A 19188-nucleotide genomic window follows, 5' to 3' on the forward strand; every position below is an offset into this window, starting at 1 on the left:
TTATGGGGATTTTTTTTGATGCGAAGAGGAAAATTTTTCATTTAAAAGCAAAAGATACAAGTTATGTTATGGAAGTGGTCAGAGACGGTTATTTAGTTCATCTTTATTGGGGCAGAAAGGTTCAGGAATACCATCATCCTAACTATTTGCAGCAAATGGACAGAGGATTTTCGGGAAATCCTTATCAGCATAAGGAGGACAGAACTTTTTCACTTGATACATTGCCGCAAGAATATCCGCAATATGGAAACTCTGATTTTAGAAAGCCAGCCTATCAAATTCAGCTGGAGAATGGATCGACAGTGACCGATTTGCGTTACGATTCGCATACTATTCATAAAGGGAAAATGCCGTTAGATGGGCTTCCTGTTACATATGTTGAAAAGGAAGAAGAAGCGGAAACATTGGAAATCACAATGATTGATAAGCTAATCGGGTTAAAGGTCATTTTAAGCTACACGGTGTTCAACCATTTTAATGTGATTACCAGATCAGTGAAAATTGTTAATGATGGCAATACCTCACTCAAGCTCTTAAATGTTCAGAGTCTTTGTGTAGATTTTCGGGAGGCTGACTTTGATTTTCTGCATCTTCATGGAGCACATGTAAGAGAGCGTCATATAGAAAGACAGCCATTGCGACATGGCATCCAATCAATTGAAAGTGCACGTGGTTCGAGCAGTCACCAGCATAACCCGTTCATCGCCTTGCTTAGGAAGGACGCAACAGAACATGCAGGTGAGGTATATGGGTTTAACTTTGTCTACAGCGGCAATTTTCTGGCACAAGCGGAGGTAGATCAATTCAGAAACACAAGGGTCACAATGGGAATTAATCCGTTTGATTTCAGCTGGAAGCTTGATCCGGGAGCAGTTTTTCAAGCACCTGAGGCTGTTATGGTGTATTCATCAGCAGGGCTTGGGGATATGTCGAGGACCTTTCACGACCTGTATCGAACACGTTTAGTAAGAGGAGAGTTTAGGGACAAGGAACGTCCGATATTGGTTAACAACTGGGAGGCCACTTATTTTAATTTCACTGCAGACAAAATCCTTGAAATAGCTGATGCTGGAAAAGAATTAGGTATCGAATTATTCGTTCTTGATGATGGCTGGTTTGGAAAGCGAGATAATGATAAGTCATCCTTGGGTGATTGGTTCGTCGATCTTCGTAAGCTTCCAGACGGACTTGATAACTTGGCCCTTCAAGTAAAAGAGAAAGGTATGCAATTCGGCGTATGGTTCGAACCGGAAATGGTCTCTGTTGACAGTGATTTGTTCCGTGAACATCCAGATTGGTGTCTTCATGTACCAGGACGTGAATCCTCAGAAAGCCGCAATCAATTAGTGTTAGATCTTTCGAGGGAAGATGTTCGCAAAGAAATTATAAAACGAGTTAGCGACATTTTAACAAATATCCCGATTTCCTATGTAAAATGGGATATGAACCGTAATATGACAGAAATTGGATCAGCTCAGCTTCCCGCGGACAGACAGAGAGAAACGGCACATAGATATATGCTTGGTTTATATAAGATACTTGAGAAAATTACTGGAGATTTTCCACATGTCCTTTTTGAAAGCTGCTCAGGCGGTGGTGGAAGGTTTGATGCGGGGATGCTCTATTATATGCCGCAAACATGGACCAGCGATAATACTGATGCAGTCTCAAGACTGAAAATTCAATATGGAACAAGCTTGGTTTATCCGGTTTCTTCTATTGGAGCACATGTCTCTGCCGTTCCAAATCACCAGGTACAGCGAATAGCTTCTATTGAAATGCGCGGACATGTTGCTATGTCCGGCAACTTTGGCTATGAACTAGATTTGACGAAGCTGACAGCAGACGAGAAAACTGCAGTGAAAAACCAAGTGTCAAGCTATAAGGAAATTCGCAAGCTCATACAGTTTGGTGATTTTTACCGCTTGAAAAGTCCATTTGAAGGAAATGAAACAGCATGGCTGTTTACCAATAAAGACAAAACAGAAATGATTGTTTATTATTTTAGGGTGCTCGCAGAACCAGCAGCCCCAGCTTCTGTTCTGAAATTAACAGGGGTTGATGTTCAGAAAATATATCAAGTAAACGGTACAGATATTATCTATGGTGGAGACGAACTCACATATGCTGGAATGAGCATACCAATAGAATTGCAAGGAGACTTTCAAAGCTATTGCTGGCATTTAAAAGCAATTAAAGAATAGGTTCCTAAAGGCGATCGTCATGCACCACAGTTTAGCAAACGTTAATCATTGTTATATCAACGTTTCAAAGCACTTCTCTTTTTCGAGGGAAGTGCTTTTTAATTTTTGGTTACGAGTTTGGTTACGACTTTTTTTAGAGCCGTTAACAAATTATTCTTGCCTGCGATAGTTCTCTAATGCATGAATAGTATCGACTCTTGTTTTTTCGTTACACACTAAGGGTTACAAAGAATGAGGCAGCTGTTCATACAAGTGATAGCGGTAGTTCGGAAACCTATAAACACCTAAACTTGAATGACATAGTAGAAGTGGTAGAACAAAGAGGTACTTGGTTTAAAATTAAAGATGGCGCCACATATGGATGGATATGGGATCAATATGTATCCACCGATTTAACACCAGAAAAGATTCTTTACAAATTAAGGGTTACTAAAGACGAAGCTGCTGTCCACATAAGTGATAGTGGAAGTTCGGATACTTATAAACATTTAAAATTCAATGACATAGTTGAAGTGGTAGAGCAAAAAGGTACTTGGTATAAAATTAAAGACGGTACTACATATGGATGGATATGGGATCAACATTTTGTAGGGGAGAGGGAATATCGCTTATTGTATTTTCCTGCTTTTTTTCTTCCTGGAACAATTCATCGAATGATATTTGGCTCATTATATTACTCCGATCTTTTAAATTACTGTTTAAAAATATACTTAAAAAGAGGGAAGAGGTTATTTATTTCGATTTTCTTCCATCTTCTCAATAATCTTTTTACCTTCATCCCTTGAGAGGTTTGTATACTTTGAAGTTGTTTCAATGCTGCTGTGCCCTAACTGATCTCTAAGTGTGATTATATCTCCACCTTGAAGTATCCAGTCATTAGCAAACGAGTGCCTCATTTTATGAGGACTTAAACCTTTACCAGTACTAAATTCATTCTGGGCATAAAATTCTTTGGTATATTTACTAACTAAAGTCTGTATTGACCTAACGGAGAGAGGTTGGACCATGCCGCCTTTATATTTACTCACAAATACATAGATATCCGATTCCTTTGTGTTAAACGTTTCTTGTCGGACTCTCAGATAGGCTTTTAACTCCTCAAGTGCAGCTTGTAGAACTAGTACCGTATCTTCTTTATTACCTTGACATTTCGATAAAAATAACATTCTCCATCTTCATTTTCCGTCTTTGTGGTTAAGTAGCTAAAGAGGGATTTTAATGCATTTATATTGCTATCTACTGCATCTTTGCTCCGGCGACAAATAGGGGCAGGGGGAGACTTGGTTTTTTCCTTTTCTGTTCTAATGTCTTCGTTTTAGTTAAAAAACTTTAAGTATTCATGTACATATCCTAATAGAGAAGAGGGAGAATATTTAGCTCTTCGTTTAGACCAAATATACTCATGTACATAATCAGGCATGCATTTGAGGGAGCATGAAATTTCACGCAGACTTAATTAAATTAGAAATAAGGAGGCTGAACAGTCTTGCCCATTGAATCTAGGCAAAGAATTATACATGAAGAACATTAGTTGACATATTAATATTATTATAAACTATAATAGCTACTTTTATTAATTACTCTGATTTTGTGTATTATTAGAAGTCTTCTTTTCTAATGTAATTAGTACCAGAAAGGATAAAACGAAAACTAGTATATCAACAATAGATAAGAGTACTGTATTTGCAGCTAGATATGTAAATGAATACGCAGCTGAGAAGAAAAAATAAAAACAAACCAGTTGCATTACTTATTACTATCTAAATCGAGTTAATTATTGAATTAATGTACAAAACTAGAGCACTACGACAATACATTACTAAATGAACCATATTATAAACGTATATCTCTGCTTAACGATCTATCATACTACCCAAACCAAACAATTTATCTGTCGCCCCTGTATATTCAGATGGAGACACTTAGATTTAGAGAGAGCAGTAGCAAGAGATAACAATAAGCCTTATTACTTGGACCCTCGTCCTAACAATGTCATTTTTATAACCAAATATTATCAATATTCCACTGTCTCTATAAGTGGAATAAGAGAAGAAAAATTTGGCTGACTTATGGAGGGAGATTCCAAATATAGAGGAATATTAGAATTTGTTCCACCCGATGAAAGAAAGGCTGATACTTCAGAAGCTTATGAAATCTTGAATAGAATATTAATTACTAAATTTATTAAATCAAATAAAGAGAAAAGTGAAGTATTTACTTAAAATATTAGATTATTGTTCAATATATTCTAATAAGGAATATCTAGCTTTTATTAATATTTTAATCCATTTGTTGAAAGAGAAGAGCCTAATCACTATAAATATAATTGGACATACCCAGTTTGTTGGTGGACTGGTAAAAATAGATTGAATAGAAAAGCGTTTAAGGTGTTTTTTCCTAATTCTATAGAAATATTAAAATGAAAAAGTACTTTCACCACAGTATAGAAATGTACTTAAATAATCAGGGGCATTGATTCAATAAACATTATTGCTCTTTTCTTATATTTCTTAGGAGACTATATTGCATTACAAATTGTAGAATAAGTACAGTTAATTAATTTGAGGGCTGACCGTTATAGTTTTCTTTGCTATGACAAGATATGTCTAAGCAAGTATGGTAGAGGAACTTTCACAAAAAGTCTGTAAAAATAAAAAAGAGTAGCCTTTGCTACTCTTCAATAAAATAATTTCTGCAATTTCCAATCAAAGGATCAAAAGGATCAAAAGGATCAATCCTTATTATCATTTTCTTCAAAAATTATTTTTTTAACCACAAAAACACTTTTTTATAACCTAATATTAATAAAATGAATATAAAAGCAATAATCATTAAAAAAATAGGCACTATGATTTTCAAAAAGAACACTCCCATATATATATGTTATAAAACAACAATAAATTTCCCGATAATTTGCATCTCTTCTATATTTCCAATCATGCGGCTATCTACAGACACATCTCTATTATCTCCTAATAAGAAATAAGAATTATCTGGTATAATAACTTCAAAATCTTCAGTGAACCTATATGGCATTAACTCTATATTTTCGTCTAATTTTTGCCCATTTATATAAACTTCATTATTAATTATACTTAATTATTCACCAGACATTCCTATAATTCTCTTTACATAAATTGAATTCTCATACTCGAAAAAAATTATATCAAATCTATTTAAATCATGATACTTTATACCCAATTTTAATTAACGTTGACATTTTGTCAACTGATGATATCTCCAAATCTCCATGTCTACCCTGTAATAGTAAAATATTTTATGTAAGTTGACTCTTCTCCTTTAATAACAGGTTCCGTAGACGTTACCTGGCCTTCTATGTATGGAGCTAAATCTTACGAATTACAAATGTATAATGGAAAAAGTTTTGAGACTGTATATACAGGTTCAGGGACAAGTTGGTCTTCAAAAAATAAAAAAATGTTTCCTAAATCACCTTACTCTACAAGCAGTAGTTACAAACTTGATGGTACAGGTTTGAACTTCCAGTAGATCCAAGTGCTTTTTATTCGGCAAAGAATGGTACTTCAACAACAAGAAAAGAATATGGATTTAAAGTAAAGGCTATATATGAAAATGGGTCAAGTGCTCTATCTTCTGAAGTGAAAAAGGCAATTCCAGCTAATTTGGTAGATATACCTGATATTCCGACAGTAAAAGCCTATTCTTATGCTGAAAATGATTCTGTGAATAAAGGAAGAGGATGGCTTGATATCTCATGGGATTCGGTTCCTGGTGCTACAGGATATAAAGTTCTAATCCTCAATGGTGTTAAATACGAAGAGTATTCGGTTGGGAATGTAACAAAATGGTCAACCAAAGGACAAAAAATATGGCCAACTGACGCAGAAATTGCTGCAGGAAAATATGCTCTTCATAAAGATAAAATGGGTGCAGAACTTACTATTAATCCGTACTCTATTTATCTAAATTCAGGCGATTATTTCATGTTCAAACGCTATTCTATTAGAGTTAAAGCAGAATCGGCTTTAGGAGATACTATTCAATCTGATTCTCAGTACGGATATATACCTTTACCTACAGTAAAAGATATCTCCGTAACAAATGAAATTGTGGATGATGTAAATAATCGTGGAATTCTTAATATTAAATGGGATAAGGTAACCGATGCTGGGGGCTACATCGTAGAAATCAATGATGGAAGTGGCTATCAAAGTTTTGATGTTGGGAATGTCACGTCTTGGTCTACTTTGAAAGATAAAGATGGAGAAACTTTTAGTTTATTCCCTGATGTAGACTATCTTCCAATGGATCCTACCCCGTACTATAAGGATACTGACTCATCTTTACTTAAAAAGGGTTATGAAGTAAGAGTAAGAGCTTATACAATAAACGATAATACAGAACCACCAAGTGAAAGGGATAAAATTGATGGACCAAGAGGTTTAAGCGCAGCATCTTCAACAATCACTAGCTCTTTTGCTCCAAATGATGAATTAGCTGGGATAGAAGATTACTATACTGTTGGAACTCACACAATGGGTAACACTACAGCATCAGTTAACGTAACAACAGGGAACGTTAACCTAAGCTTTAACGACCATTCTTTATATGCACGAGGAGTATTAGATTTTGATTTTAGTAGATATTATAACTCCAAATCAAGCCAAACTTCTGCATTAGGTAAAGGGTGGACATTTGATGGAAACGAATATTTTGTAAAGAAATCAACTGGTTCTTCAGATTTTATTACTTTGATGAAGATGGTACTCGACATGAGTTTGTTTATAATTCTAGTACTGGTGTATATACTTCGCCTAAAGGTAAGTATCTACAATTAAAAGATGCTATAGTCAATAGCAAAGCTGGATTCATATTGACAGATACTGACGGTTTCTCAAAGTATTTTGAAGCAGATCCAACAGAAGCTAACAAATACAGACTATCTTACTACCAGGATAAAAATAATAATAGAATTGCTTTTAAATATACTTCTGATAATCTATTATCCGAAATTGCAGAAGTAGATACAGACTTGCAAGAAATAGTTTTTTAATAGAGAGCTGCCGAATGGCAGCTCTTTTCTATTTCCATTTATGGCTGTTTCCACCATTAGTTGTATATTCATGTGAAAATTATAGTAAATCAACCGATAAAAGAATGAAGAGTATTATTAAACGATTGTATTGTAAAGAAGGAAGAGGTCAATATGGATAATCCAGTAAGTGAAAATTCGTTATTTGATACTTATAAATCACTATTTAACTATAATAGTGAAGCTTGTTTTGCTTTAAACATGCGCGGTGAGTTCCTATTGGTTAATCCGGCTGCGGAAATCCTGACAGGTTACTCTGATAAAGAGTTTTTTCATTTGTCGTATGAGGATTTAATTGAGAAACAGGATAGGGAAGCAACAATAAAAAAACTGGAAGGCTTGCTAAATGGCGATAAGGATAGTGTTGAGGTATCTATTCGTAATAAACAAGGAGAAAAGATTGATTTATCAATAGTTGCTGTGCCAATTTTTAGAGCTAAAAGGCCAATGGGGATTGTAGGTGTTGCCAAAGATGTCACACAGCAAAATTATATGGAGTTTCTTGTAAAGGAACAAAATAAAATCCTCAAAATGATAGTGGATGGCACAAATTATACAACCATTTTAGATGAGATTGTTTCGATAGTGGAAAAAGTTGCGAAGGATAGTCGCTGTTCAGTCATGATTGCTGACAAAGAACAAAACAAATTATATACGGCTTCATCGCCAAAGCTGCCAAGTGAATTTGCTGCCTTCATCGATGGTATTTCCATTGGCCCAAACAGCGGGTCCTGCGGTACAGCAGCTTATTTTAAGCAGCGGATTATTGTTTCAGATATTGCTGTTGATCCATTATGGGAGGATTTCCGCGATGAAGCGTTATCACATGGACTGCAGGCTTGTTGGTCAACACCGGTATTTGATAGCTTTAATAATGTTATTGGCTGCTTTGCGATTTATCATTCAAAACCAAATACTCCAAACCCTAAATATATAAAGCTTATTGAAGAAGCTACATATCTGACGAGTTTAGTCATTCAAAGAAGTATGGCAGAAGATAAGATCCAGCATCTGGCTTACCATGATGAGCTGACAGGGCTGCCTAACAGACGCTTCTTTGAGGAAAAGCTGAAAGTCGCGATTGCTGATTTTCAGCCTGCTAATAATAATCAACATTTAGCACTGCTATTTATGGATCTGGATCGCTTTAAATTTATTAATGATACACTTGGTCATCATGTGGGAGATATTCTTTTAAAGCAGTTTTCAGAGCGGTTAAATAAATGCATTCAAAAAAAGGAGACAGTTTCAAGACAAGGCGGGGACGAATTTACGGTACTGCTTAGAAATGTTACGGAAGAGGAAGTAAGAAAAAAAGCAAAAAAAATCATCCAAATCCTCTCCTCTCCATTTCTTATTGATGGACATGAAATTTTTATTACACCAAGTATCGGGATTGCTATGTATCCAAAGGATAGTGAAAATAATGTGACATTGATTCGAAATGCAGATATCGCTATGTATGAAGCAAAAAAAGAAGGAAGAAATAATTATCAATTTTACAATGAGAAGTTCGACTTTCAGTCATCTGACCTGTTTCTTTTAGAAACGGAGTTAAGAAAGGCTGATATTTCTAAGCATTTTAAACTACATTTTCAACCAATAGTAGATTTAAAGACGAATACTGCTACAAGTGCTGAGGCTTTAATTAGGTGGCAGCATCCAGAGCTGGGTCTTATTTCACCTGAAAAGTTCATAAAAATTGCGGAAGATACTGGTTTAATCATTCCGATTGGTGAATGGGTGCTAAGGAAGGTTTGCCAGGAACTGAAAGCAAGAAAAGAAAGGGGCCTTTCCCCAATGAACTTTTCTGTCAATCTATCTTTACGGCAATTTTTTGACAGTAGCTTTGTTTCTACAGTGGCAAGCATTTTAACTGAGGAAGGTATAAATCCTTCCTACATTACGCTGGAAATTACGGAAAGCATGACAATGGATGTTGAAAAAGCCACTCAAATTCTTTATCAACTGAAGGATTTAGGAGTAGAAATTTCTATCGATGATTTTGGAACTGGTTACAGCTCTTTGCAGTATCTGCAAAAGTTTCCGATTGATTATCTGAAAATAGACAAATCCTTTATTCAAAACATCGGGGAAAATATGGACGATTGCAGTATTGCCTCCACAATTATCGTAATGGCTCATAATCTAGGTCTGAAGGTTATTGCCGAAGGAGTTGAGACAGAGGAGCAAGTGAATATATTAAAAGAAATGAATTGTGAAAAAGCACAAGGCTACTACTACAGCAAGCCCTTGCCACTTAATGAGCTTCATTTAATAGAATCTGACTTGGGCAGTTGGTTATAGAAAGAAAAGGATCAGTTTGACATGTAAAGCTGATCTTTTTTTATGATTGGAATAAGGAAGAGATATAAAAATCGTTTTTTTTTAGTTAAAAGACTTGCAAATACCATTTTACTCAACTAAAATATATATTTATATAACAACAAATCGTAATTATTACGATTTGTAAGCAACTGATAATCACTTATCGGTATTATGATTAGGAGGAATTATAATGAGAGTAAAAATTACTTTAGCATGTACAGAAACTGGGGACAGGAATTATATTACAACCAAAAACAAGCGGAATAATCCAGATCGTTTAGAGTTTATGAAATATTGCCCTCGGTTACAAAAAAGGACACTGCATAGAGAAACAAAGTAAAAATTAAATGGTTAATGGAAAAGTATAGATTTTAAATCGTAATAATTACGATTAAGAAAGGGATGAATGGAATGGCAAAAAAGTCTAAAGTAGTAAAAGAAAAAAAACGCCAAGTTATGGTAGAAAAATATGCGGCATTAAGAATGGAGTTGAAAGAAAAAGGGGATTATGAGGCACTTAGAAAACTCCCAAGAGATTCTTCGCCAACACGATTAAAAAACAGATGTGAAGTGACAGGAAGACCAAGAGGTTACTTGAGAAAATTCAAAATGTCGCGGATTGCTTTTAGAGAATATGCACATAAAGGACAAATTCCTGGTGTGAAAAAGGCTAGCTGGTAATAATAAAAACAGCCGTCATATCTAGTATTGACGGCTTGAATATCTTTACTGGAGGATGTTATGGATATGAATTTGATTAATCCTATTCTGGTTGAGTTCCTTTATAGGAGTACAATTGAAAGCCTGCCGCCAACAATGCGAGAAATTTACCAATTCATTGAATTCGAAGAGGATGAATTAGAAAGGATGGCAGTAAATGAAAGCCATTTTATTAAACTAATGAGTGAAAAACCTCCTATAAGAAAAGCGGCAGAGCATTTTTCACTGAAGGTAGCACATATTAAAGCAGTAATTGATCAAGCACAAGGAGAAATTGACCGGGCAATGATAGAGAGATACAAACAAATAAAATGGGTTGATATGACAGATTACAAGCCAGCAGCCAAAAATAAAACAAAAAGTAAATGGTCGTTTGTTTTTGTGAATTAATCCATATACATAAAATATGAAAAAGAGGGCGATGAGAAATGAAAAAAATACCTGTAACAGTGCTAAGTGGCTATTTAGGTTCAGGGAAAACTACCTTGCTTAATCATGTGTTAAATAATCGAGAAGGGCTGAAGGTAGCAGTTATTGTTAACGATATGAGTGAGGTTAACATTGACAGTGAAATCATCCAGACACAAGGTGGCTTTTCCAGAACAGAGGAAAAGCTAGTTGAAATGTCTAATGGTTGCATTTGCTGCACATTACGAGAAGACTTGCTAGAAGAGGTAGAAAGGCTTGCTAAGGAAGGAGATATTGATTATATCCTGATAGAATCTTCAGGAATCAGTGAACCAATTCCTGTTGCTCAAACCTTTTCCTATATTGACGAGGAGCTGGGGATTGATCTTACGAAATTTTGCGAATTAGATACAATGGTAACAGTTGTGGATGCTAATCGGTTTTGGCATGATTATGAATCTGGAGATTCCTTACTAGACCGAAAAGAAGCAGTTGGCGAGGATGATGAGCGTAATATTGCAGATCTTTTGATAGACCAAATTGAGTTTTGCGATATTCTGTTATTGAATAAATGTGATTTAGTATCAGAGGAAGCAATTGAAAGTTTAGAAAAGGTGTTAAGAAGCCTACAGCCTGAGGCAAAAATTATTCGCACTGTAAATAGTTCAATAGATATTAAAGAAATTTTACATACCAATTTATTTGATTTTGAGAAAGCGAGTCTTTCTGCTGGGTGGCTGAAGGAGTTAAACGCAGGACCTGCACAACATACGCCAGAAACAGAGGAATATGGAGTGAGCTCCTTCGTTTATTATAGCAGACGGCCATTTCATTCAGAACGATTTAATGCGTGGTGCGGACAAATGCCCATGCAAATAGTCCGTGCAAAGGGGATTGCATGGTGTGCATCTCGTAATAATATAGCTATCCTTCTTTCACAAGCTGGTCCTTCTGTGAAAGTCGAGCCTATTTCCTATTGGGTTGCTTCCCTCTCTAAAGACAGGCAAGAGGAGATAATGCAAACAAACCCCCAATTGATTGATAGCTGGGACAAAGACCATGGAGATCGTCACACAAAATTAGTGTTTATTGGAATGGATTTAGATGTCGATTTAATCAGAAAAGAATTAGATGAGTGCCTATTAACAGAGGACGAATATGCTGATGACTGGTCTGCACTAGGTGACCCATTCTACTGGGAAATTGCATAAGGCACAGAGGTTCGAATAATAAATAATTACATCTAACCCTGAAACAATGGAGCTTTGGATTGTAAATAGAATAAGACTTCAAATCGTTTCATTGCGCGCAAAGCTTGAGACTCCCTGGCTTCAATTGCGGGGTGTCTCATCCTTTCCTCTATTTCCCGCAAGAGTCGAGTGGCCTCCGCTCCATTCCACTGAGATTTTTAAAATTGAAAACACTAAAACCGAACTATTAACGATTAAATAGTCGGGTTTGTTTCAGATTTGCCACCTTATTTCTCAGCCCCTGTTTTCCACTTCGGTTAATAGCAGCATGCTATCAGATCTATTTCCATTCTTCAGTTTGAGTGCTACTCTCCATAGTCCTAAGTCTTCTAATAATTAATATTCGAAAACCATATCCCTTACAGATAAACTAAACATGAATATATACATGGAATCTCCCTAAATTGTTTCGGATTAATCTATGGTGGTTATGCTTTTGACCCAGCTGCTTCTACACTTTTATAGGTGGATAGTGGAACAATATGCTGCCATATCGTATAATACGTTATAATGCTATGGAATTCGCTTACAATAGATGGAAACTAATTATATGGAAGAAATTGTAGTGAAACTTTTTACTTCTTTTTTACGTATAATTAATAAAGGGATTAATAGTGAATAAAAAGCAGTGGTTATGGAGGTATGTACCAAAGCATAATTTTTCGGAATTATTAGGTGTATCCCATTTTCTCACACTCTCCATCCTATATAATTTACTAGACCAAAAATGGTACACTTGTAAATGATAAAAAAATTCATATGGAGACGGATATAAAAGATAGAGGTTGGTGTTAAAAATAAAAAATTTAAATATGTACAAAGACACAAATAAACAATATTTATACTTCTTTTTTGCTGCAGTGTTTCTGCTATGGATTAAAACATATGTGGTACAGCTGACGCAATTTGATTTAGGATTAGGTAATTCACTTCAGAAATTTTTGCTTTTCTTAAATCCGCTTGGTTCATCCCTTTTATTTCTGGGGTTAGCCCTTACATTCAAAGGCAGAAAAAAATATGTTATGCTAATTGTTATTGATTTTGTCCTTTCATTCCTGCTTTATGCGAATGCACTTTACTATCGCTTTTTTAATGATTTTATTACATTGCCGACACTTACTCAAACGCAAAACTTTGGAGATGTCAGCGGCAGTATATATTCATTATTAAAGCCATTAGACTTTTTGTTTTTTATTGACAGTGTGCTGCTAGTTTTATTGCTTGTTTTTAAAAGGGTGAAAGTCAATGTTAAGCCCATCGGCTTTAAACAAGGTCTAAGTATTTTCGGCATTGCCTTAGGAATTTCAGGCATGAATTTAGCATTAGCTGAAGTAGACCGTCCTGAGTTATTGACAAGGGGATTTGATCGAAATTATATTGTTAAATATTTAGGGATGTATAATTATACCATATATGATGCAGTGCAAAGCACAAAGGCTTCAGCTCAGCGTGTTCTTGCAGATACAGATGATATGGCGGAAGTTATTAATTATACTCAATCAAATTATGCAGAACCAAATGCTAAGTATTTTGGTGTCGGAGAGGGCATGAATGTTATTTATGTCCATATGGAATCAATTCAAAATTTCATTATTAATTATGAATTAAACGGGGAAGAAGCAACTCCATTTCTTAATTCTTTGACAAAGGAAGAAAACACATTGTACTTCGATAATTTCTTCCACCAAACAGCCCAAGGAAAGACAGCAGATGCTGAATTTATGATTGAGAATTCCTTATACGGTCTTCCACAAGGCTCTGCTTTTACTACAAAAGGCTTGAACACATACCAGGCAGCTCCTGGAGTATTAGGTCAGCTTGGTTATACGTCGGCTGTATTCCACGGAAATACTGGTAGCTTTTGGAATCGAGATGAAATTTATAAATCGTTTGGATATAACAGCTTTTATGATTCAAATTCATATGACATGAATCCTGAACAGTTGGCAGACTATGGTTTAATGGACAAACCGTTCTTCGAGCAATCCATGCCGTACTTGAGTTCGATGAGTCAGCCTTTCTATACGAAATTCATTACAGTGACAAATCATTATCCTTTTACAATGAAACAAGAGGAAGCAACAATCGCACCAAACAATACTGGCAATAAGGTTGTAGATAACTACTTTCAAACAGCACGTTATGCGGATGAAGCGATGGAGCAATTCTTCGCAGACCTGAAAGAAAAAGGCCTATACGACAATTCCATTATTATTATGTATGGTGACCATTATGGTATTTCTGAAAATCATAATGCAGCAATGGAAAAGGTTATCGGTAAAGAAGTAAATTCCTTTGAAAGTGCCGGACTGCAACGTACTCCACTTCTGATTCGGGTTCCAGGAATGGAAGGCGGAACAATGCATCAATATGCTGGTCAAATTGATCTTCTGCCAACATTGTTACATTTGTTAGGTGTTAATACGAAGGATTACATCCATTTTGGGACAGATATTCTCTCGGATGAGCATGATGAAGTAATCCCATTCCGGAACGGAGAATTTGTCAGTCCTGAATTTACATTAACAGATGGTATATACTATGATTCCAAATCAGGTGAGTTAATTGATGATGAGGAATTACTTGAAAAAGCGAAGGATTATCAAGCGAGCGTGGAGGAAACATTAAGACTTTCCGATAAGGTAGTTAATGGTGATTTACTACGCTTTTACACACCGAAGAGCTTTACTCCGGTAGATCGTTCTGACTACAATTACAGTAGTATCCAAAAATAATAAAGTACTGCACTCTGATTGGAGAGAAACCAATGTAAGGGTGCAGTTTTTTTAGGATTAACAGTAAAGGGGTATCTTTATGAAGGATTATTTTACAATTGGCGAAGTGTCCAAACTGTTTGATATTAAAGTGGCGACACTCCGTTATTATGATGAAATAGGGTTACTGCATCCAGCCTATATAGATGAAAAAACAAACTACCGTTATTATTCGACACAGCAATTTGAACGGTTAAATTCAATTAAATACTTAAGAGCATTGGATTTACCTATAAGCAAAATTATCGATTTTTTTACACTTCGAGATATTGATTCGCTTGTTAGCATGCTAAAAGAACAACAGGATGAAGTGGCAAAGAAAAAAAGAGATCTGGAGATAATTGAAAAAAAAATCTCTCATCGAATTATGCAGATAGAAGATGCTGTCCATACACCACTTGACGAGATTACGGAGATAAAGCTGCCTGAGATGCGATTAGCTTACTTAAGACATCAATATGTGCTTGGGGAAGATCTTGAGCACCCTATAACAGAACTAAGAAGTAATTTCGGCATAAACGGGGGTGTGTTTTTAGGGAAGATAGGAATATCTATTTCTATGCCTCAATTAGAAGCTGCCAACTTTTCTACATATTCAAGTGTGTTTATGGTTTTAGAGGAGGGAGATCAAATCGATTCTGACTCAATAACGATACCTGCGAGAGAGTATCTTAGAATTCGCTTTAAAGGTACCCATATGGAAGCTGCCCATCATTATAAAAGATTACTTACTTATATAAAGGATTGCGATTACAAACTTATTGGTGATTCAATTGAAATTACCATCATTGACTCTGGGTTAACAAATGACGTGGAAAAATATGTAACAGAAATATTGCTGCCATATAAAAGATAATTTTTTTCTTGACCCTCTAGTTACTTGAGGGTTTATTTTTAATTTTAGGTTCATTAAAGTTTGAAAGGGGAAAAGACATGTTTGGAACGTTTTTCAATGTCGGAATGATTATAGCAGGCAGTATTATCGGCAGCATTTTTAAAAAAGGGATAAAGGATGAATACCATTCCATTCTCATGCAGGCGATGGGGTTAGTTGCAATGGGATTAGGCATAAATGCTATCGTTCAGCATTTACCTTCAAGTGAATATCCAGTTCTCTTTATTGTCAGTCTTGCAATTGGAGGAATTATCGGTCAAAAGCTTGAATTAGAAACAAGATTCAATGCCTTAGTCAATAAATATTCAAAAGGAAATTTAGCAGAAGGATTATCGACAGCCATATTATTATTTTGTATAGGATCATTGTCTATTTTAGGACCTGTAGAAGCAGCACTTAAAGGGGATTATACTTACTTGCTTGCAAACGGTATGTTAGACGGCATCACATCCATTGTTTTAGCCTCAACATTTGGAATTGGCATAGCAGTTGCTGCTATTGTCCTTTTTTGCTGGCAAGGCTCCATTTACTTAATAGCACTCTTAATGGAAAACTCCTTAAGCAATGCCCTACTAAATGAAATTACCATTGTGGGGGGGATATTAATTCTCGCTTCAGGCCTAAGCATATTAGGAATAAAAAAATGCAATACCCTTAATCTTTTGCCATCATTGCTGATTCCTCCATTAGTGTTTCTTATCATGCATGTATTGCACTTATAGACAAGTAAAAGCTGCCATTTGTTTGGCAGCTTTTTTTGTTGTCGAAACTAAAAACAAACGGAAAAGAATATGAGAAATCACACTGTAGCATAATAAAAGTACTCTTAATTTTTAAATGTGAATATTGGCGAAAAAAGGGAGGGAGAATATGTCAGTAATATTAACAGAGCAAGCCAGGAAATATGAAGAAATAAAGGAGGCGCAAGAAGCAGTCTTCGATCTTTGGAATGAATATTGGCTAGAGTATTCTGCTTTTAATACATGGCAATTTTGGTTTAATGTATTAATGATTATCCTGCCATTAATCATACTTTGCTTATTTATTGATCGGAAAAGATTGTTTTTATTGCTTTTCTTTGGATTTAATATACATGTGTGGACAGCTTATATCGATAGTATGGCTACAAGAGCCAATTATATCGGATACCCGTATAAAGCAATTCCCACACTTCCGATTCATTTTGGGATGGACAGTTCGTTAGTTCCTGTTCTCTTTATCTTTATGTACCAATATACGCTCAAAAAGAAGGCTAACTTTTACCTGCATTCCTTATTACTAATTGCCCTTATTTCATTTTTGTTAAAGCCATTTTTTGTGGAAATTCATTTGTTCTATTTAAGTAAGGGAACTAATTACTTTTATATTTTCTTAGGCTATGTACTAATAACAATTGTGTCAAAAGGAATAGTGGAATTCTTCTTGAGATTGCAAAGTAAATCAGAGCTTCCAAACACAAAATCATGAGTAATTATTAAAGGTGGATACTATGAAATATCAAGAAGGTTTGCGGCTTATTGATGAAGCTAACGATAAAATTACAGAAGGAAATAGTATGATTGTGGATGCAATCCTTCACGCATTTTTATTTACATGGCAGTGGTGGATCGCCGTTGGCATGATTATTATCCCATGGTCAGTGTGGCTCATTATTCGTGATAAAAATAGTTCAGGTAGATTATTTGCTGCTGGCTTATTGGTAATGGTTATGTCAGAAATACTGGATACGGTTGGAGTAATGTTTGGAAGCTGGTCCTATCCAATAAAGGTTTTACCGGTTGCAACGATTAATTTTTCCTTTCGGCTTTCGGTGTTGCCTGTTGTTGTCATGTTATTATTGCAATATAAGCCAAGGATAAACCCATTTATTAAAGCTATAGGGTTTGGAGCTTTTGGTTCATTTATAGGCTTACCGTTGCTTAGTATGATTGATTTATATAAAAAGCTCCAATGGCAGTATACGTATTCCTTTATTATTCTGACGGTTTTTTATTTGTTGAGCCACTTCTTTGTTTATAAATGCAAATTTAATGAGATTAAACCAGAATAAAAAAGGGGAGCCCATTCGGAGTCCCCTTTACGCGTTGTTATGAGGTTTTTAAAACCTTTTTACTGCCAGCAACCTTCTCTTCCTTCGCTAATAGTATGCCTACAAGGCCGAATAATGAGAATATAACTGGAACGATAAAGCCGTAATGATAGCCTAGACTGATTGACTCCTTCGGAAAGAAGTCTAATACATGACCAAAAAAGATTGGCAATAACACAGCACTTAAAAAACCACCCATATTCGCGAAACCTGTTACAACACCTACTTCTTCAATTGGGAACGACTTGCGCACAATGGCAAATGTTAAGGCACTTGCGCCATTACCAAATCCTAAGATGAAGAGCATAAACAGTACCATTAAGAAAGGCGGGCTTGTGTTTAAGCTGAATAATCCAACCCAGCCAATAATGACAATTAGATGGACAATTGTATAAGTTTTTTTTATTTGACCGGTTCTGCTGGAAATCCAGCCAAGGAATGGTCCTCCAATCATTGTCCCGACTAATGCGTACATCACAATTTGACTCGCACTAGAGCGTGTTAAATCAAAGACATTCATGCCATAAGGTACAGCCCATGAACCGATAAAGCCAACATACGTTCCGACTACGCCAAAGTGACAAAGAAAGGTGGCCCAAGCTTGTCGGGTAGTTACAACACGCCGGAGAATATTCCAGACACTTTCCCTTCTAACAGGCTTATCCGGATTTGATGGAGTATTTTGTTTGAATATTCTTCTAGACTTGGAGATTAATACGAAATGAAGCACGAACGAGAACAAAATCAACATGATGCTGACGCTTAAAAAAGGAATTCTCCAGCCAGCATTCGTAATCCACAAGGAAAAAGGCAGTGTCGCAGATAACGATCCAATACCGCCGATAAGTGCAACGATCCCCATCAATTTAACAAATTCATTTCCTTTAAACCATTCATTAAGTATTAGTACTAAGTTTACAAAAATAGCAGCATCCCCAACTCCAACTATAAAACGGGATGTGATTAGTACATATTCATTAGGTGCGATACTATAAAAAAGACTTCCGAGTCCTGTTAGCAAAGTACCAACGATTAGAAATCGGTTTGGTCCAAAGCGATCTGATAATAGGCCAACAGGAATTTGCAATCCTGCATATGCTAAAAATTGAATACTGCTTATCATTCCAACTGTTGAGGCTGAAATATGAAAATCATTCATGATTTGCTCCGTAATAAGTCCTGGAGCAGTTCTTTGACTTACGATTAAGAAATAGGCAAACAAGACGGCGCTAAATACGATCCATCTATAGCCACTTTCCTTTTTGTCCAAGCCCAAGCTGATGCGCCTCCTCTTTCATATATCGATCTGTTTTAGGACTGAATTTAAGTCCACTTCTTTCATTTTAGTATTAAAGAAACGGAAGAACAACCACAAATAATGTAAACATCCTAAAAAAGGAAATTCATTGCTCAAAAAAGCTTTTTCAAAAATATAGTTTATTTTGA

Annotated in this window: 16 protein-coding genes and 1 pseudogene; 14 read left to right on the plus strand and 3 right to left on the minus strand. The window is 35.7% G+C overall.

Annotated features, from left to right (window positions below; genetic code table 11):
* Positions 1 to 2 precede the first annotated feature (2 nt).
* Positions 3 to 2204, plus strand: coding sequence for an alpha-galactosidase (locus tag NQZ71_RS20120; protein ID WP_317012200.1), 2202 nt, complete (start codon positions 3 to 5; stop codon positions 2202 to 2204).
* A gap of 308 nt (positions 2205 to 2512) precedes the next feature.
* Complete coding sequence (locus NQZ71_RS26220) at positions 2513 to 2989, plus strand: GW dipeptide domain-containing protein (protein WP_375545233.1); 477 nt, start codon at positions 2513 to 2515, stop codon at positions 2987 to 2989.
* On the opposite strand, the gene NQZ71_RS20125 is transcribed toward NQZ71_RS26220, so the two are convergent.
* Together NQZ71_RS20125 and lepB are read right to left on the minus strand one after the other, a co-directional pair.
* The gene (locus NQZ71_RS20125; protein WP_317012201.1) at positions 2933 to 3370 is read right to left on the minus strand and encodes a tyrosine-type recombinase/integrase; all 438 of its coding nucleotides are present in this window, start codon (positions 3368 to 3370) and stop codon (positions 2933 to 2935) included. The two genes, NQZ71_RS26220 and NQZ71_RS20125, sit on opposite strands and share 57 nt — an antisense overlap.
* A gap of 1717 nt (positions 3371 to 5087) precedes the next feature.
* Positions 5088 to 5405: pseudogene (gene lepB, locus NQZ71_RS26225) on the minus strand (signal peptidase I).
* 419 nt (positions 5406 to 5824) lie between these two features.
* Here lepB and NQZ71_RS20130 point away from each other — a divergent pair.
* The 12 genes from NQZ71_RS20130 to NQZ71_RS20185 all read left to right on the plus strand — a co-directional run bounded on the left by NQZ71_RS20130 (position 5825) and on the right by NQZ71_RS20185 (position 17703).
* Complete coding sequence (locus NQZ71_RS20130; RefSeq protein ID WP_317012202.1) at positions 5825 to 7024, plus strand: DUF6531 domain-containing protein; 1200 nt, start codon at positions 5825 to 5827, stop codon at positions 7022 to 7024.
* A 35-nt stretch (positions 7025 to 7059) separates the two neighbouring features.
* Positions 7060 to 7239: a hypothetical protein gene (locus NQZ71_RS20135; RefSeq protein ID WP_317012203.1), complete on the plus strand. Its 180-nt coding sequence runs from the start codon at positions 7060 to 7062 to the stop codon at positions 7237 to 7239.
* A 153-nt stretch (positions 7240 to 7392) separates the two neighbouring features.
* The gene (locus NQZ71_RS20140; RefSeq protein ID WP_317012204.1) at positions 7393 to 9585 is read left to right on the plus strand and encodes a sensor domain-containing phosphodiesterase; all 2193 of its coding nucleotides are present in this window, start codon (positions 7393 to 7395) and stop codon (positions 9583 to 9585) included.
* Between the two features lie 211 nt (positions 9586 to 9796).
* On the plus strand, positions 9797 to 9946 hold the full coding sequence (rpmG, locus tag NQZ71_RS20145; RefSeq protein ID WP_127740395.1) for a 50S ribosomal protein L33: 150 nt from the start codon (positions 9797 to 9799) through the stop codon (positions 9944 to 9946).
* A 71-nt stretch (positions 9947 to 10017) separates the two neighbouring features.
* Positions 10018 to 10287, plus strand: coding sequence for a 30S ribosomal protein S14 (gene rpsN, locus NQZ71_RS20150; protein WP_144454580.1), 270 nt, complete (start codon positions 10018 to 10020; stop codon positions 10285 to 10287).
* Between the two features lie 60 nt (positions 10288 to 10347).
* Positions 10348 to 10716, plus strand: a complete 369-nt coding sequence (locus NQZ71_RS20155; RefSeq protein WP_317012205.1) for a hypothetical protein — start codon at positions 10348 to 10350, stop codon at positions 10714 to 10716.
* 38 nt (positions 10717 to 10754) lie between these two features.
* Positions 10755 to 11945 (plus strand): GTP-binding protein, encoded by a 1191-nt coding sequence (locus NQZ71_RS20160; RefSeq protein ID WP_275007168.1) that lies wholly within the window; start codon positions 10755 to 10757, stop codon positions 11943 to 11945.
* An 851-nt stretch (positions 11946 to 12796) separates the two neighbouring features.
* On the plus strand, positions 12797 to 14719 hold the full coding sequence (locus tag NQZ71_RS20165) for a lipoteichoic acid synthase (protein WP_317012493.1): 1923 nt from the start codon (positions 12797 to 12799) through the stop codon (positions 14717 to 14719).
* Between the two features lie 79 nt (positions 14720 to 14798).
* Complete coding sequence (locus NQZ71_RS20170) at positions 14799 to 15614, plus strand: MerR family transcriptional regulator (protein ID WP_317012207.1); 816 nt, start codon at positions 14799 to 14801, stop codon at positions 15612 to 15614.
* A gap of 77 nt (positions 15615 to 15691) precedes the next feature.
* Positions 15692 to 16375 carry a DUF554 domain-containing protein gene (locus NQZ71_RS20175; RefSeq protein ID WP_317012208.1) on the plus strand — a complete coding sequence of 228 codons (684 nt, stop codon included), beginning with the start codon at positions 15692 to 15694 and terminating at the stop codon, positions 16373 to 16375.
* Between the two features lie 148 nt (positions 16376 to 16523).
* Complete coding sequence (locus NQZ71_RS20180) at positions 16524 to 17120, plus strand: CBO0543 family protein (protein WP_275007162.1); 597 nt, start codon at positions 16524 to 16526, stop codon at positions 17118 to 17120.
* Positions 17121 to 17142: 22 nt separating this feature from the next.
* Positions 17143 to 17703: a CBO0543 family protein gene (locus NQZ71_RS20185; RefSeq protein WP_317012209.1), complete on the plus strand. Its 561-nt coding sequence runs from the start codon at positions 17143 to 17145 to the stop codon at positions 17701 to 17703.
* Positions 17704 to 17740: 37 nt separating this feature from the next.
* Here NQZ71_RS20185 and NQZ71_RS20190 read toward each other — a convergent pair whose 3' ends face one another.
* Positions 17741 to 19012 (minus strand): MFS transporter, encoded by a 1272-nt coding sequence (locus NQZ71_RS20190; protein ID WP_260054736.1) that lies wholly within the window; start codon positions 19010 to 19012, stop codon positions 17741 to 17743.
* Positions 19013 to 19188 lie beyond the last annotated feature (176 nt).

Origin of the sequence: Niallia taxi, assembly GCF_032818155.1 — a bacterium.
In the GTDB taxonomy this organism is placed as follows: Bacteria; Bacillota; Bacilli; order Bacillales; family Cytobacillaceae; genus Niallia; species Niallia taxi_A.